15 protein-coding genes are annotated in these 15,315 nt (G+C 73.0%); 9 read left to right on the top strand and 6 right to left on the bottom strand.

Annotated features, from left to right (window positions below; genetic code table 11):
* Positions 1-82: 82 nt before the first annotated feature.
* Entirely contained in the window at positions 83-1,177 is a 1,095-nt protein-coding gene (locus OG505_RS33105) for a 3-deoxy-7-phosphoheptulonate synthase (protein WP_405429972.1), read from the bottom strand.
* A 274-nt stretch (positions 1,178-1,451) separates the two neighbouring features.
* Here OG505_RS33105 and OG505_RS33110 point away from each other — a divergent pair, with 274 nt between their 5' ends.
* From OG505_RS33110 to OG505_RS33130, 5 genes are all read left to right on the top strand, one after another.
* On the top strand, positions 1,452-1,670 hold the full coding sequence (locus tag OG505_RS33110) for a hypothetical protein (protein ID WP_405429973.1): 219 nt from the start codon (positions 1,452-1,454) through the stop codon (positions 1,668-1,670).
* A 397-nt stretch (positions 1,671-2,067) separates the two neighbouring features.
* Positions 2,068-3,360, top strand: coding sequence for a M16 family metallopeptidase (locus OG505_RS33115; protein WP_405429974.1), 1,293 nt, complete (start codon positions 2,068-2,070; stop codon positions 3,358-3,360).
* A complete protein-coding gene (locus OG505_RS33120; RefSeq protein WP_405429975.1) occupies positions 3,357-4,694 on the top strand; it encodes a M16 family metallopeptidase in 1,338 nt (445 codons plus the stop codon). The genes OG505_RS33115 and OG505_RS33120 overlap by 4 nt, the downstream gene beginning before the upstream one ends.
* 173 nt (positions 4,695-4,867) lie before the next feature.
* Positions 4,868-5,893: an aspartate-semialdehyde dehydrogenase gene (locus OG505_RS33125; RefSeq protein WP_405429977.1), complete on the top strand. Its 1,026-nt coding sequence runs from the start codon at positions 4,868-4,870 to the stop codon at positions 5,891-5,893.
* Between the two features lie 138 nt (positions 5,894-6,031).
* Positions 6,032-6,472 carry a PPOX class F420-dependent oxidoreductase gene (locus OG505_RS33130; protein WP_405429978.1) on the top strand — a complete coding sequence of 147 codons (441 nt, stop codon included), beginning with the start codon at positions 6,032-6,034 and terminating at the stop codon, positions 6,470-6,472.
* Positions 6,473-6,549: 77 nt separating this feature from the next.
* On the opposite strand, the gene OG505_RS33135 is transcribed toward OG505_RS33130, so the two are convergent.
* Entirely contained in the window at positions 6,550-7,131 is a 582-nt protein-coding gene (locus tag OG505_RS33135; RefSeq protein WP_405429980.1) for a nucleotidyltransferase family protein, read from the bottom strand.
* A 248-nt stretch (positions 7,132-7,379) separates the two neighbouring features.
* Here OG505_RS33135 and OG505_RS33140 point away from each other — a divergent pair, with 248 nt between their 5' ends.
* The 4 genes from OG505_RS33140 to OG505_RS33155 all read left to right on the top strand — a co-directional run bounded on the left by OG505_RS33140 (position 7,380) and on the right by OG505_RS33155 (position 11,372).
* Positions 7,380-7,796 (top strand): CBS domain-containing protein, encoded by a 417-nt coding sequence (locus OG505_RS33140; protein ID WP_405429981.1) that lies wholly within the window; start codon positions 7,380-7,382, stop codon positions 7,794-7,796.
* A gap of 301 nt (positions 7,797-8,097) precedes the next feature.
* Entirely contained in the window at positions 8,098-8,469 is a 372-nt protein-coding gene (locus OG505_RS33145) for an SCP2 sterol-binding domain-containing protein (protein WP_405429982.1), read from the top strand.
* Entirely contained in the window at positions 8,469-10,529 is a 2,061-nt protein-coding gene (locus OG505_RS33150; protein WP_405429984.1) for a glycogen debranching N-terminal domain-containing protein, read from the top strand. The genes OG505_RS33145 and OG505_RS33150 overlap by 1 nt, the downstream gene beginning before the upstream one ends.
* A gap of 90 nt (positions 10,530-10,619) precedes the next feature.
* On the top strand, positions 10,620-11,372 hold the full coding sequence (locus OG505_RS33155) for a lysophospholipid acyltransferase family protein (protein WP_405429985.1): 753 nt from the start codon (positions 10,620-10,622) through the stop codon (positions 11,370-11,372).
* Positions 11,373-11,404: 32 nt separating this feature from the next.
* Here OG505_RS33155 and OG505_RS33160 read toward each other — a convergent pair whose 3' ends face one another.
* The 4 genes from OG505_RS33160 to OG505_RS33175 form a co-directional block, all read right to left on the bottom strand.
* The gene (locus OG505_RS33160) at positions 11,405-12,118 is read right to left on the bottom strand and encodes a hypothetical protein (protein ID WP_405429986.1); all 714 of its coding nucleotides are present in this window, start codon (positions 12,116-12,118) and stop codon (positions 11,405-11,407) included.
* A 71-nt stretch (positions 12,119-12,189) separates the two neighbouring features.
* Complete coding sequence (locus tag OG505_RS33165; protein WP_405429988.1) at positions 12,190-12,903, bottom strand: response regulator; 714 nt, start codon at positions 12,901-12,903, stop codon at positions 12,190-12,192.
* A complete protein-coding gene (locus OG505_RS33170) occupies positions 12,876-14,093 on the bottom strand; it encodes a hypothetical protein (protein WP_405429990.1) in 1,218 nt (405 codons plus the stop codon). Before OG505_RS33170 ends, OG505_RS33165 begins: the two co-directional genes overlap by 28 nt.
* Entirely contained in the window at positions 14,083-15,261 is a 1,179-nt protein-coding gene (locus tag OG505_RS33175; RefSeq protein WP_405429992.1) for a sensor histidine kinase, read from the bottom strand. Before OG505_RS33175 ends, OG505_RS33170 begins: the two co-directional genes overlap by 11 nt.
* Positions 15,262-15,315 lie beyond the last annotated feature (54 nt).

Below are 15,315 nucleotides of genomic sequence, written 5' to 3' on the forward strand. Positions count from 1 at the left end.
GGACACTGAGCACACCGACACCTCAGTTAACCAGGCGCCACCGTCCCGTGTTCCGCGCACCGCAGTGCCGGCCGTCACACCCTCACGCCGGGGTTGGCAGCGTGGCCCGACGGGCCCGTACGGCGGTGGCCAGGTGGTCGAGCACCTCGGCGGTGTCGTCCCAGCCGAGGCAGGCGTCGGTGACCGAACGGCCGTACACCAGCTCGCGGGTCGGGTCGAGTTCCTGCCGGCCGGGCAGCAGGAACGACTCCAGCATCACGCCGGTGATCCCGCGCTGGCCGGCGGCCAGCTGCGCCGCCACGTCCGCGGCGACCAGCGGCTGGTTGCGGTGGTCCTTGCCGCTGTTGGCGTGGCTGGCGTCGATCACCAGGCGCTCCGGCAACCCGGCCGCCCGGAGCAGGTCGAGCGCGCCCGCCACCGACTCCGCGTCGTAGTTGGGCCGACCGCCACCGCCGCGCAGCACCAGGTGCCCGTCGGTGTTGCCGCGGGTGTGCATGATCGCCGGGGTGCCGGAGAAGTCGATGCCCGGGAAGACGTGCGGCACCCCGGCGGCGCGGATCGCGTCCACGGCGGTGCCGATGCTGCCGTCGGGGCGGTTCTTCATGCCGATCGGCATCGACAGGCCGGAGGCGAGCTGCCGGTGCACCTGGCTCTCCACGGTGCGGGCGCCGATCGCACCCCAGGCCACCGTGTCCGCGATGTACTGCGGAGTGATCGGGTCGAGGAATTCGCAGCCCACCGGCAGGCCGAGGCGCAGGACGTCGAGCAGCAGCGCCCGGGCCCGGCGCAGGCCGGTGTTGACGTCGCCACTGCCGTCCAGCCCGGGGTCGTTGATCAGGCCCTTCCACCCCACGGTGGACCGCGGCTTCTCGAAGTAGACCCGCATGACGATCAGCAGGTCGTCGGCGAGCCGGTCGGCGGCGACGCGCAGACGCTCGGCGTAGTCGAGGGCGGCGGCCGGATCGTGCACCGAGCACGGGCCGACCACCACCAGCAGGCGGTCGTCCTCGCGGTCCAGCACGCGGCCCACCGCGCGTCGGCCGGTCAACACGGCGGCGGCGAGCGGGGCGTCCAGGGGCAACTCGTGGTGCAGCAGGGCGGGTGTGGTCAGCGGCACGACACGGTCGATCCGCTGATCGCTGACCCGATCGGTCTCCGGGGTCGTCACGGTGGGCATCCTTCCGCCGACCGTGCCCGGGGCCGGTGCCCGGGACGAGCCGGCTGCTCGTACGCAAAAGGGCAGGAACGACAGCTCCTGCCCAGCCGGCTCGGTCCGTGGTGACGTCAGTTCATGGTGAAGTCACCGGCGTGGGAGCCGGCTGCCTAAACCATCGATAGGAACGCGTCACGGGGGCCAGCGTACCCGACCGGGCGGGGATGCCCGTGGCATCGTCCCAAGATGCGGGGTGAACATCGCGTGCCGAGGCCGGGCCGGGGGTAACAGGGGTGCCATGAGTGACGAGCAGAGCGATCAGGAGCGGGTGGAGTCCCGCGCACACCACCTCCTTCCCGAGGAGGCCGCGGCGGGCAGCGACGACCCGCAGGCGCAGGCGGAGGCCATCCTCGCCGAGTCGGACATCCGCGAGGAGGACCAGAACGCGGCCCCGGACACGGTGCTGGAACGACGTACCTCGGATCAGACGGTGGCCGCCGTCGAACCGCCGGACTGAGCCCGCGCGCCGCGGGCCCGGCGTGACCCCGGTGGGGAAGTGCACGCGCACCGCCAGCCCCAGCACGTCCGGCCAACCGCCCGGCGTGGGCGTACCCCTGGAGAAGCGGACCGTGGCCGCCTACCGGCCGGGGTCGTCCAGCAGGGCGACCCCGGTGGGCGGTCCGGGCGTACCCCAGATCGTCACCTCGCCGGCGAACGGACCTGCCGGCCGAGCGCGGCGGTGGCGTGTTCGACGGCCCTGGCGGCCGGTCCGACGGTGCGGCGCGCGGGCGGGACGGGGGTCGGTGGGGTCATTGCTCTGCGGTACCCCGACCGGCGGAGTCGATGCCGGTCAGCCGGCTCGCCGACCGGCGGCACGTCACCTTTCCGCCCGCGAGATCGGATAGCGTCGTGCCATGCCCGACAGTGGTTACCCCTGGCCCATCGAGACGTCCCGACTGGACAACGGCCTGCGCGTGGTGGTGAGCGAGGATCGCACCGCACCCGCAGTGGCCGTCAACCTCTGGTACGACGTCGGATCCCGGCACGAGCCGGCCGGGCAGACCGGTTTCGCCCACCTCTTCGAACACCTGATGTTCGAGGGCTCGGTGAACGTGGCGAAGACCGAGCACATGAAGCTGATCCAGGGCTCGGGTGGCTCGCTCAACGCCACCACCAACCCGGACCGGACGAACTACTTCGAGACGGTCCCGGCCGAGCACCTGGAGCTGGCGCTCTGGCTGGAGGCCGACCGGATGGGTGGGCTGGTCCCGGCGCTCACCCAGGAGACGCTGGACAACCAGCGCGACGTGGTGAAGAACGAGCGCCGGCAGCGCTACGAGAACGTCCCGTACGGCGACGCCTGGCTGCGGCTGCTGCCGCTGCTCTACCCGCCGGGGCACCCGTACCACCACTCGACGATCGGCTCGATGGCCGACCTGAACGCCGCCGACCTCGCCACCTTCCAGGCGTTCCACGAGATGTACTACGCGCCGAACAACGCGGTGCTCACCGTCGTCGGCGACGCCCAGGCCGCCGAGGTGTTCGCGCTGGCCGAGAAGTATTTCGGGGCGTTGCCCGCCCGCGACGACATCCCGCCCGCGCCGGACGGTCGCAGCGTCCCGGCGACCGGCAAGCCCGCCGTGGAGACCGTGACCGCCGACGTGCCGGCGCCCCGCGTCTACATCGCCCACCGGGGTCACCCGTTCGGCAGCCCCGGCTACGACGTGCTCACCGTGCTCGCCACCGTGCTCGGCAGCGGCCGGGGCAGCCGGCTCTACCAGCGGCTCGCCGACGGCGAGCGGATCGCCCAACCCGATCTGGTCGGCGCGTACGGGGTGGATCTCGCGCACGCCCCGGCGCCGCTGATCGCCACCGCCACCGCCCGCCCCGGCATCAGCGCCGAACGGCTCACCGAAGGGCTGGCCGAGGTCGTCGACGAGTTGGCCACCGTGCCGGTCACCGCCGCCGAGCTGGACCGGGCGAAGGCGTTGCTGAGCACCGCGTGGTGGCGGCAGATGGCGACGGTGGACGGCCGCGCGGACACGCTCGGGCGGTACGCCACCCAGTTCGGCGACCCGGTGCGGGCCGCCGACCGGCTGCCCGCCTGGCTCGCGGTGACCGCCGAGCAGATCGCCGAGACCGCCGCCGAGGTGCTCGGCGCCGCCGACCGGGTGACCCTGACCTACCTGCCCGAGGAGACCGCATGACGCTGATCGCCGACCGTCCCGGCCCGGGTGCCGCTCGCCCGTACCGGTTCCCGCCGGTGGTCCGCCGCGCGGCGGGTGGCGGCCAGGTGGTCGCCGCGCACCTGCCCGGGCAGAACCTCGCCGTCGCGTTGCTGCTGCTCGACGCCGGCGCCGGCCGGGAGCTGACCGGCAAGGAAGGGCTGGGCGGCGTGCTCGCCAAGGCCCTGGAGGAGGGCACCGCGCAGCGGGACGCCACGGCGTACGCGCTGGCCATCGAGGCGCTGGGCACCGAGCTGGTGACCGGGCTGGACTGGGATTCGTTCCAGGTCAGCGTCCAGGTCCCGGTGGACCGGCTGACCGCCGCGGTGCAGCTCCTCGCCGAGGCCGCCCGGACGCCCCGGCTGGACCCGGCCGACGTCCGGCGCGTCCGCGACGACGAGGCCACCGCGCTGCGGATGGACTGGGCCAACCCCGGCCCACGCGCCGACGCCGCGCTGCGCGCCGACCTGTTCGGCGCCGACACCCGCTGGGGACGACCGATGTACGGCGATCCGGACTCGGTGGCCGCCCTGGACGTGGAGGACATCACCGTCTTCCACTCCGAGTGGTTCCTGCGGCCCGGCACCCTGATCGTCGCCGGTGACCTGGACCGGATCGACCTGGACGCGTTGGCCGGCGCGGCGTTCGCCGGCACCGGCGGCGGTCCGGCCGAGCGGGGCGGCCCGATCGAGGTCCCGCTGCACACCGGCCGCCGGATCATCCTGGTGGACCGGCCCGGCTCGGTGCAGTCCACGCTGCGGCTGGGCCACCCGTCGCCGCACCGGGCGCACCCCGACCACGTGCCGATGACGCTCGCGGGCACGGTGCTCGGTGGGGCGTTCACCTCCCGGCTCAACCACCTGATCCGCGAGGTGCGCGGCTACACGTACGGCATCCGGGGCGAGTTCGCCTCGTCCCGCCGGTTCGGGCGGTTCGCGGTCAGCTCGGGCGTGCAGACCGCCGTCACCGCGCCGGCCCTGGTCGAGGCGGTGGGCGAGATCACCCGTACGCAGGAGGGGGGCGTGACCGAGGACGAGCTGGCGGTGGCCCGTTCCTGGCGGGCCGGGCAGCTGTCGGTCGAGTTGCAGAGCCCTCGGGCGATCGCGTCCGCGCTGACCACGCTGGTGGTGTACGACCTGCCGGACGACTACCACGCCCGGCTGCGCGAGGAACTGCTCACCGCCGACGTGGACCAGGTCTCCGCGGCAGCGGCCACCCACCTGCACCCGCAAGCGCTGACCCTGGTCATCGAAGGCGACGCCGCAGTAATCCGCAACGACCTGGAATCCGCCGCCCTAGGAAACCTGCTCCCCTAACCCCCACCCGCCCCCCGCCCCCCGTCCCCGTTGATCATGAAGTTGTTGTCACTCGTGACGGCGTGTCGCGGCAATAACTTCATGGTCAACGGGGGAGGGGGTCGGTGTGAGGTGGGACCCGGGGGGTGGGAAAGGGGTCCCGGTTTCGGGGGTGGGGTGGGTAGCCTCCGGGCATGAGGATCGGCATTGTGGGGGCCACCGGCCAGGTCGGTGGCGTGATGCGGCAGGTGCTGGCGGAGCGGGAGTTCCCGGCGGAGCAGGTGCGGTTGTTCGCCTCGGCGCGGTCCGCCGGGCGGACGCTGCCGTGGCGCGACGGCGAGGTGACCGTCGAGGATGCCGCGAGCGCGGACTACTCCGGGCTGGACATCGTGCTCTTCTCGGCCGGTAAGGGCACCGCCCGGGAGTTGGCTCCGCGGGTGGCCGAGGCCGGCGCCGTGGTGATCGACAACTCGTCGGCGTTCCGGATGGACCCGCTGGTGCCGCTGGTGGTCGCCGAGGTCAACCCGCACGCCGCCGCGGAGCGCCCGAAGGGCATCATCGCCAACCCCAACTGCACCACGATGGCCGCGATGCCGGTGCTGCGCCCGCTGCACGCCGAGGCTGGTCTGCTCGGCCTGGTCGTCTCGACGTACCAGGCGGTCTCCGGCGCCGGGCTGGCCGGCGTCGCCGAGTTGGACGAGCAGGTCCGCAAGGTCGCCGAGCACGCCGCCGGCCTCGCCTTCGACGGGTCGGCCGTGGAGTTCCCCGCGCCGCGCTCGTTCGCCGAGCCGATCGCCTTCAACGTGCTGCCGCTGGCCGGCTCGATCGTCGACGACGGCTCGTTCGAGACCGACGAGGAGCAGAAGCTCCGCAACGAGAGCCGCAAGATCCTGGAGATCCCCGACCTCAAGGTCTCCGGCACCTGCGTCCGGGTGCCGGTCTTCACCGGCCACTCGCTCCAGATCAACGCCCGCTTCGCCCGCCCGCTCACCCCGCAGCGGGCCCACGAGCTGCTCGCCGACGCCCCCGGGGTCGCGCTGACCGCCGTGCCGACGCCGCTGCAGGCCGCCGGGCAGGACCCGACCTACGTGGGCCGCATCCGCGCCGACGAGACCGTCGAGTACGGGCTGGCGCTGTTCTGCTCCAACGACAACCTGCGCAAGGGCGCCGCCCTCAACGCCGTACAGCTCGCCGAGCTGGTGGCCGCCGAGCGACGCTGACCGCTGCGACAACTGCGGGCTCCCGGCCGGTCTCGGTGGGGGCCCGCGCAGTCCGGGGCGGGCGGCGGTTCATCGGGGGCGGGAGCACGCCGGTCATGTTTGGATGGACGTAGCCAACCGTGCCACCTGGAGGAAGCCGTGCCGGACGATCCCACCCAGCAGGCGTTGACCGACCTGATCGCCGGCCGCTCGATGGGCGTGCTGGCCACCCTCAAACGCGACGGACGACCCCAGCTGTCCACAGTGGTCTACTCGTTCGACCGCACGGCCGGCCTGATCCGGGTGTCCGTCACCGAAGGCCGGGCCAAGACCGCCAACCTTCGTCGGGACCCGCGGGCCAGCTTCCACGTCAGCAGCGAGGACGGTTGGGCGTACGCGGTGGTCGAGGGGCGGGCCGAGCTGACCGCTCCGGCGGCCGACGTCGACGACGCCACGGTCGAGGAACTGGTGGGGCTCTACCGGGCGCTCCGGGGCGAGCACCCGGACTGGGCCGACTACCGCAACGCCATGGTCGCCGAACGGCGGCTGGTGCTGCGCCTGCACGTGGAGCGGATCTACGGAATGCCGCCCCGCGCCTGAGAGGTCGCGAACCACGCCCGTGCCTGAGAGGCCGCGGACTGGGACTGACGACCGCCCCCCGGGCGACCACTTGCAGCTCAGCCGGGCTCGATCACGGTCACGCCGGGCCAGCGTTGCGCGGGCCGGTGGCGAGCCAGTCGCTGCCGGGACAGCGTGACGCCGACCCGGGCCGGGTTGTGCCGCCACACTCCGCCCAGCAGATCCGCCAGGCCGTACGGGGCGCAGACCTCCAGCCCACCGGTCGGGCGCAGCCGCACGGCCACGGCGGTCGCGTACTCCGGCCAGGTGGCCACCGCCTCGGCGGCGCTGCGGTACGGGGCGATCGGATCGCCGCCGAACTTCGACGCGTACCAGGTGTGCACCGCCGCCTGGTTGCGTGCCTCCCACGGCGGCGCCGCCCAGGCCGCGGCGAGTCGGGCGGTGGCCCGGTGGTCGTCGTCGCGGGACAGTCTCGTCGGGTCGAAGAAGACCACGTCCACGTCCCGGACCGTCACCGGGTCGAACCCGTCGCCGTACCGCTCGCCCCAGACCAGGTCGCGGAGGGCGCCCGCGCCGATCCAGGCGTCGGGCAGGCCGGAGTCGCGGACCACGGTCAGCGCCCGGGTCAGCCAGGCGTTGCCGCCGACGAGGTCCCTCAGCTTCCCCTCGCCCGTCAGCACACCGCCCACGCTAGGCGGTGCCGCTCTCGGCGAGTTGGTGGGGTCTGTACCACTATCTCGCCCGGCGTCACGACCTTGTCGATCAGGCGGTGTCGCGGGGGGTCTTCCCGCGGTACGGACGCGGGCCGCGGTCGCGACGGCGGCCCGTACCGAATAGCCGCCTGCCCCGGACAGCGGCCCGGCCGTCGGCGTTACCCCCTCCCGTACGGCGGGTAGACGGACCGTGCCGACACCGAGAGGGGAGCACCATGACAACGGTCGGAGAGTTCATGACGACCCGGTTGGTGACGATGGACGGCAACGAAACGCTCATCGCTGCCGCGCAGGAGATGCGCGACAGCGCGATTGGTGACGTGGTGGTGACCGATGGCGACAGTGTCGTCGGTATCGTCACGGACCGGGACATCACGATCCGTGGTGTCGCGGAGAACATGGACCCGGGCTCGACCCGGCTGAACGAGGTCACCAGCCGCGATGTGATCACCGTGAGTCAGTACGACGACGCGGTGTCCGCCGCGGACCTGATGCGCACCTACGCCGTACGCCGGCTGCCGGTGCTGGACGACGGGCGCCTGATCGGTCTCGTCTCGATGGGCGACCTCGCGGTCGAGCGCGAACCGCAGTCGGTGCTGGCCGACATCAGCGCCGACGACCCGAACAACTGACGACCCGCCGCCAACGCGCCGGCTCTCCCCTCCAGGGGGAGGGCCGGCGCTGCCGTGTCCCACGCTCCCCTCGGTGATCAAGAGGTTCGCGTCGCGACACGCCGGACGCGGTGACACAAACCTCTTGATCACCGAGGCAGGGGGTGCGCGGGTGGGGGACGGGGGCGGGTCACCCGATGTGGGCGAGGTTGGGCGTGCGCGGCTCGGGGACCCGTGCGGGGACGTGCAACGCCGGCCGTGCGCGCGACACGAGCGCGCCGGGTGGGATCCCGGGCCCGGCCAACTGGGAGGAGTGGACCCGATGGTGGACGCGACCACGAGGTTCTTTGAGGATCTGGACCGGCGGGGGTACGAGCCTCTGCTGGCGAAGACCTCCGGGACGCTGCGGATCGACCTGAACGAGGGCGCGCAGACCCGGCACTGGCTGCTCGCGATCGACCACGGGCGACTCGACGTCAGTCAGGAGGACCGGGAGGCCGACACGGTGATCGGTGCCAGCCCGGCGCTGTTCGACGACATCGCGGCCGGCCGTGAGCACGGCCTGGCCGCCCTGTTGCGCGGCGATATGACGGTGTCGGGGGACGCAAGGCTGGTGGTGCAGGTGGAGCGGATCTTTCCCGGGGACCCGGACGCCCGTGGGCCGCGTCGCCGCTTCGCGGGGGAGGGGTACTGATGGGCCAGAGCAACACGGTCCGGATCCTGGACGGCAACACGTTCGTCGTCTGTGAGGACACCGGTGACATCGAGGCGACGCCGAGTGAGCCGACCGGGCTCTTCTCCATCGACACCCGGTTCCTGTCCACGTGGGTGCTGAGCGTGAACGGCGAACGCCTCAACTCGCTGTCGTACGACGACCTGCAGTACTTCGAGTCGCGGTTCTTCCTGGTGCCGGGAATGGCCACGCACTACGTGGACGCGAAGTTGTCGATCATCCGGGAGCGTGCGGTCGGCGGCAGCTTCTGCGAGCAGCTCACCATCCTCAACCACGACGAGAAGGCGGTCGACCTGGAAGTACGGATGGACGCCGCGTCCGACTTCGCCGACCTGTTCCAGGTCAAGGACGAGGTCCTGAACAAGAAGGGTGAGATCTACACCGAGGTCGAGGCCGACAAACTGCGCCTGGGCTACCGCCGGGGCAATTTCCGGCGCGAGACCACCATTTCCTCGTCGATGTCGCCGCGCTACGACAGCCGGGGCTTCGCGTACACCGTACACCTGGAGCCGAACGAGCAGTGGGAGGCGTCGATCGACGTGCAGACGCGCGCGGTCGGGCCCGGCGACCGGGACCTGCGGATGGGGCTGCGGGTGCACGGCGGCGAGCGGCTGGCCCTGCAACATGACCTGGAGCAGTGGATCGCGGAAGCGCCGAAGGTCAACAGCGAGCACGGCCGGCTAGCCAGCACGTACCGGCGCAGCCTGATCGACCTGGCGGCGCTGCGCTTCTCGCCGCTCTCGCTCGGTGGCGCCACGCTGCCCGCTGCCGGCCTGCCCTGGTTCATGACCATGTTCGGCCGGGACAGCATCCTCACCTGCCTGCAGACGCTGCCGTTCACCCCGCAGTTGTCGAAGACCACCCTGCGCATCCTGGCGTCGCTGCAGGGCAGCCGGTTCGACGACTTCCGGGACGAGGATCCGGGCCGGATCCTGCACGAGATGCGCTACGGCGAGACCGCGGCCTTCGAGGAGCAGCCGCACTCGCCGTACTACGGGTCGGTGGACGCCACGCCGCTGTTCCTCGTGCTGCTCGACGAGTACGAGCGGTGGACCGGGGACGTGGCGCTGGTCAAGGAGTTGGAGCAGGAGTCCCGTGCCGCGCTGAAGTGGATCGACAGCTACGCCGACCTGGTCGGCAACGGCTACATCTGGTACGAGCGCCGCAACACTGAGACCGGCCTGGAGAACCAGTGCTGGAAGGACTCCTGGGACTCGATCTCCTACTCCGACGGCACCCTGCCGCCCTTTCCACGGGCGACCTGCGAGGTGCAGGGATACGCGTACGACGCGAAGGTCCGCGCGGCGCGGTTGGCCCGCCGGTTCTGGGGTGATCCGGAGTTCGCCGACCAGTTGGAGCGGGAGGCGGCGGAGCTGAAGGAGCGGTTCAACCGGGACTGGTGGGTGGCCGACGGCGGGTACTACGCGCTGGCCCTCGATCCGGACGGCCGCCAGTGCGACGTTCTCAGCTCGAACATCGGCCACCTGCTCTGGAGCGGGATCGTCCTCCCCGAGCGCGCGGAGAAGCTGGCGGCGCACCTGATCGGGCCGCGACTGTTCTCCGGCTGGGGGGTGCGGACCCTCGCTGAGGGGGAGACGCGGTACAACCCGATCGGGTACCACAACGGCACGATCTGGCCGTTCGACAACTCCTTCATCGCCTGGGGTCTGCGCCGGTACGGCTTCGCCGAGGAGGCCGCCACTCTCGCCAACGGCATCCTGGACGCGGCCGTCTACTTCGACGGGCGGCTACCGGAGGCGTTCGGCGGCTACCCGCGGGAGCTGACGAAGTTCCCGGTGGAGTATCCGACGGCGTGCAGCCCGCAGGCTTGGTCGACGGGCACCCCGCTGCTATTGCTGCGCACCATGCTCGGCCTCGAACCGCACGAGGGGCACCTGGCGGTGGAACCGCGGTTGCCGGTCGGGATGGGCCGGATCGAGGTGCTGGACATCCCGGGCCGCTGGGGTCGGGTGGATGCCTTCGCCCGGGGTCGGTTCGATCGGCACCGCCTCGCCGACTGAGTCTGGTCGGCGCACCGGCGGCGGCGCGTCACCGCGTCGCCGCCGGGTCACCCGGGGGCGATCCCGAGCCGGGCAGGGTAGATTTTGCGGATGCCGGAGCTCGTGTACCCGCCCGTTATCGCCGCCGCCAAGACGATGTTCCGGGTCCTCGACCTGAAGATCACCATCGAGGGCGCCCACCACGTACCCCGCACCGGCGGGGCGGTGTTGGCCAGCAACCACGTCAGCTACCTCGACTTCATCTTCGCCGGGTTGGGTGCGAACGCGTCGGGTCGGCTGGTGCGGTTCATGGCCAAGCAGTCGGTCTTCACGCACCGGATCTCCGGCCCGCTGATGCGCGGCATGCGCCACATCCCGGTGGACCGGGAGGCCGGCGCCGCCTCGTTCCGCGCGGCCGTCGCCGCGCTCAAGCGCGGCGAGGTGGTGGGCGTCTTCCCGGAAGCCACGATCAGCCGGTCGTTCACGGTCAAGGAACTCAAGAGCGGCACCGTGCGGATGGCTCGTTCGGCGAAGGTGCCGGTGCTGCCGGTCGCGCTCTGGGGCACCCAGCGGCTCTGGACGAAGGGCCGCCCCCGCACCCTCACCCGCCGGCACACCCCCATCACCATCCTCATCGGCGAGCCGATCCAGCCGGCGGACTTCCCGGACCCGAACGTGCTGGCCGCCGAGCTGACCACCCGGCTGAGCGCGCTCGTCGAGCGGGCCCAGCGCGACTACCCGGACGCGCCGGCCGGCCCGGAGGACACCTGGTGGCTCCCGGCGCACCTCGGTGGCACCGCGCCGACGCCGGAGGAGGCCGCCGTGCTGGACGCCGCCGGCGAGGAGCGCGCCCCGAGCGTCTGAGAATGATCAAGGCCGGTCGCGCGGGGCCGGTTTCACCAACGTCCGGACGCTGCGCCGCCTGCGAAACCGTCGCAGGAGGTCGGCTCCGGTCCCGAGCGGTAGTAGTCGTCGCGGGAGCGGAACTCCACCGGCAGCGAGCCGGGCAGGGTGATCCGGGTTTCCCCGACGGGCAGCGCGGGGCCGGCCCGCAGCAGCAGAACGTCGCGCTCCTGCGCGGAGAGGTCCACGAGTTGCGGGCGGGTGAGCCGGAACATCGCCACCGCCCGGCGCACCTGCCGGGCCAGCGAGATGACCTCACCCGGTGACCCGCCGAGGGCCAGCGCCGGCTGCTGGATGGTGCGCAACGCGTCACAGACGATCATCAGCTGCGCCGGGTCGGCGGGGGAAAGCTCCAGCCGGGACGGCCACTGCCAGCGGATCTGGCCGGTCATCAGACCGGTCAGCCGCCCCGCCGGCCGGGACCGCGGCGGGTCGTCGGCGACCAGGGACAGCTGCGACCCGGTGCCCACCCAGCAGATGCGCTGGTCGGTGACGGTCACCGAGACCGGCCCGGGAAGCTGCCAGCCGCGTCGTGTCTCGGTCGGCCCGAGCAGGTAGCCGGCGACGAGCAGCCGGTGTCTGCCGAGCACCTTCTCGCCGGGCAGCGGGCGCATGTCGTAACGCCGGTCGAGGGTCGGGCCCACGTCGTCGTCCGGCGCGTCGAACCGGTGTGGGCCGATGAAGAAGGGGGACGCGTCAGCGTGCATCGTCACGACCTCCCGGTCAGCTGGCTGTGGGTTGAGCCTCGCCGATGCGCCGGCCACTGTCATGACGCCCGTTAGGGGGTCGGCCGGTCGTGCGTCGCCTGTGACCGGTAGATGCCGATCTCCTCCGGGCGGACGAGCCCGTCCTCGATCGCACGGGCGAGCAGCGCCGCCTTTGTGGCTGCCGGCCGCCCCGCCCGGGTGTACTTGATCCGCGCACGGTCAACGTACTGCTTCACCGTGTGCTCGCTGATCCGCATGCGACGGGCCACCGACGCCTTGGACATCGACTGGAACCACAGCAGCAGCGCCTCACGCTCCTTGTCGGACAGCATCGGCCGGTCCGGTCTCGGGTCGCCGACCATCGCGCCGGCCAGCGCCGGCGGCACGTACGGGCGGTCGCTCGCCGCTGCCAGCACGGTCGCCACGCAGTGCTCCCGGCCCTCGTGTTTGGCCAGGAAGGCCACCGCTCCGGCGTCCAGTGCGGCGAGCATCGTCTCCGGATCGGTGTGCTCCGAGTAGACCACCACCCGTCGCCCGGTGGCACTCAACTCGGCCAGCTTGTCCAGCGCCATCCGGCCGTGCAGCCGCAGGTCGAGCAGGACGACGTCGGCGTCCGGCGCCGCGCGCAGCACCTCGTCCGGGTCGTCTCCGGTGGCCAGCACGGTCAGTCGCGGCTCGCTGGCGAGCCAGGCGCGCACCCCCTCGACGACCACCGGGTGGTCGTCGACGATCGCCACCCCGACCAGCCGGTCATCGGTCACCCCAACCACCGGGTCTGCGCCCATCTGATGTCCCCGTCCCGTTCGTAGAGGTGCTGCACCGGCCCGTCGTCGTGCTTCCCGGGTGGAGGGCCGGTCGTGTCCGGCCCCTCCCGGTCCGGCGTGACCAGGCTGACCACGACCTCGTCGGGGCCGGACATCACGGTCAGTCGCGCCCACCCCCGGGCCTCGGCGAGCAGGCCGGTGAGCGGGTCGGCCAGCCGGCGGCGGATCTGGACCGGCAGCGGCGGCGGGGTGCCGATGGCGATCAGGTCGATCGGCAGCCCGTTGCGTTCGGCCAGGTCGGCGGCGGCCCGCAGCTCGTGCAGCAACGGGTCGGGCACGTCGTCGGACTCGGCGATCAGGCGGCGCAGCCGGGCCGCGGCCAGCACGCAGCGGCGCTGCGCCTGCGGGTCGTCCGGGGCGACCTCGCCGGCGGCCAGCTCGCCGAGCACCCGTCCGGCCGCCGCGCCGACCAGGGCGAGCCGGTCCCGGCGTTCCTGCCGGCTCCGCTCGGCGGCCGCCCGCTCGGCGGCGAGCGTGTGCTCCGCGGCAGCCGCGGCGGCCCGGTCCCGGGCCAGGCCGACGATCACCGCGCTGCCGACGAAGACCGCCACCGGCAGCGAGAAGGTGCCGTAGACGTACATGGTGTAGCGGGCCAGGTCGGCCGCGCCGGGGCCGTGCGCGAGGACGGCGGCGAGCGCGATCAGCGCGTGCGTAATCAGCAGCGCGACCAGACCGCTGACCCGCCGACCCCACAGCGCCAGCACGAAGAACCAGCCGAGCGTGCCCCACACCCAGTTCGCGGCGGCGAACAGCTGCCGTTCGCCGACCGCCGCGAAGACGGCCGCGTCGACGGCGAGCAGCAGCCCGGCGAGCGGCCAGGGCGGCAGCGGCGTGCCCCGCAGCAGCCGGACGCCCGCCACCGCGCCGGTCACGGCGACCACGCTCCAACCGCCGAGCACCACCGTCGGCGCGGTGAACTGCGTCCGCACCGCCAGCAACGCCGGCAGTCCGATCGCGACATGCCAGGCCAGCGCGATGGCGACGGCGACGATCCGGGCGCCCCGATCGGAGGCGTGCGCCACCGCGGCCGGCGCGGCGAGCACCGCGGGCTCGGCCGGCGTGGGCCCGTCGGCCGGGCCGGGCGACGGCCCCGGAACGTGTGCCGTGCGGGTGCGGATGCGCTCCGCCGACGTGCCGAGGTCAGCCGACACCGGGCCACTCCAGTCGGATCCGGGTGCCCGCACCGGGCGCGGAGCGCACCTCGGCCCGCCCGCCGACCGCCGCCATCCGACCGTGGATCGACTCACGCAGGCCGTACCGGTGCGCCGGGACGGTGCCCGGGTCGAACCCGGGGCCGTCGTCGACCACCTCGACCACGACGGCGACCGCGTCGCGGGTCAGCCGCAGGGTGGCCTGCGCGCCCGGCGCGTGCCGGACCACATTGGACAGTGCTGCGTAGGCGCTCTCGGTGATCGCGTCGGCCACCCCGGCGGGCACCGCGCAGGAGGCCAGCTCCAGGCCCACCGGGAGTTCGGGCAGCCGGTCGGGCACCGTCCGCAACCGAGCGTCAAGGGGGACCGGGCCGTCGCCGGGCGCCGGACCCAGGTCGGTCAACGCGACGAGAGTACGCAGGTCGGCGGCGCACCGCTCGCGGAACGCGGCCGACGGGCCGGCCACCGCGCCGAGTCCCACCATGGTCAGCGTGCCGAGCACGGTGTCGTGCAGGTCCCGATTCTGCTGGCGCTCCGCCTCCCGGGCGGCCCTGGCGACCAGCGCCTCCCGAGTCAACCGCTGGTGCTCGGCGAACGCCCGGTCGGCCCGCCCGATCCGGCGGCGCATCACCGCCGTCATCATCGCCGTGCAGGCCGTCTGCACCAGCAGGGTGGCGGCGTGCGCCCGGGACTCGGCGGGGTCGCCGGCCGCCTGCGCGCCGACCACGTACGTCGCGGTGACCAGCAGCCCGGCCGGGACCGACCAGCGGGCCGGTGCGCTGGCCTGCGCGTTGATCACCGTGGTGCTGGCGAGCACCGCGATCCAACTGCCCTCGCCGGGCAGCACCTCGGGCGCCACCAGGCGAGGGATGAGCAGGCAGGCCAGCGCGGTGATCCCGACGTCACCGACGACCAGTGCCGGGGTGATCCCGTGGCGCAGCGCGCGGCCGGCGTACCAGAGCGACCATCCGGTGAGCGCGGCCACGCCGGGCAGCAGCAGGGCCTCATCGACCGGCGGGGTACGCACCGACAGCGCCACCGCGGCGCCGACCAGCCCACACGTCAGCCGCAGCAGCGCCGGCAGCGTGGTGAAGATGAGGCTTAACGCCCCGCCGGCCGGGCTGTCCAGGGCGGGCGGTGGCACGGTCGGGGCGGCAGTCGCCGGCATCGGGAGGTGTCCTTCCGACAACGACCCGGTCCGGGTCCGCGCGGCGGAGATCGA

Source organism: Micromonospora sp. NBC_00617, assembly GCF_045161355.1.
Taxonomy (GTDB): Bacteria; Actinomycetota; Actinomycetes; order Mycobacteriales; family Micromonosporaceae; genus Micromonospora.

Coding starts and splice junctions, on each gene's coding strand:
- OG505_RS33105 (WP_405429972.1), bottom strand. CDS start 1,177: ATGCCCACCGTGACGACCCCGGAGACCGATCGGGTCAGCGATCAGCGG.
- OG505_RS33110 (WP_405429973.1), top strand. CDS start 1,452: ATGAGTGACGAGCAGAGCGATCAGGAGCGGGTGGAGTCCCGCGCACAC.
- OG505_RS33115 (WP_405429974.1), top strand. CDS start 2,068: ATGCCCGACAGTGGTTACCCCTGGCCCATCGAGACGTCCCGACTGGAC.
- OG505_RS33120 (WP_405429975.1), top strand. CDS start 3,357: ATGACGCTGATCGCCGACCGTCCCGGCCCGGGTGCCGCTCGCCCGTAC.
- OG505_RS33125 (WP_405429977.1), top strand. CDS start 4,868: ATGAGGATCGGCATTGTGGGGGCCACCGGCCAGGTCGGTGGCGTGATG.
- OG505_RS33140 (WP_405429981.1), top strand. CDS start 7,380: ATGACAACGGTCGGAGAGTTCATGACGACCCGGTTGGTGACGATGGAC.
- OG505_RS33145 (WP_405429982.1), top strand. CDS start 8,098: ATGGTGGACGCGACCACGAGGTTCTTTGAGGATCTGGACCGGCGGGGG.
- OG505_RS33150 (WP_405429984.1), top strand. CDS start 8,469: ATGGGCCAGAGCAACACGGTCCGGATCCTGGACGGCAACACGTTCGTC.
- OG505_RS33155 (WP_405429985.1), top strand. CDS start 10,620: ATGCCGGAGCTCGTGTACCCGCCCGTTATCGCCGCCGCCAAGACGATG.
- OG505_RS33160 (WP_405429986.1), bottom strand. CDS start 12,118: ATGCACGCTGACGCGTCCCCCTTCTTCATCGGCCCACACCGGTTCGAC.
- OG505_RS33165 (WP_405429988.1), bottom strand. CDS start 12,903: ATGGGCGCAGACCCGGTGGTTGGGGTGACCGATGACCGGCTGGTCGGG.
- OG505_RS33175 (WP_405429992.1), bottom strand. CDS start 15,261: ATGCCGGCGACTGCCGCCCCGACCGTGCCACCGCCCGCCCTGGACAGC.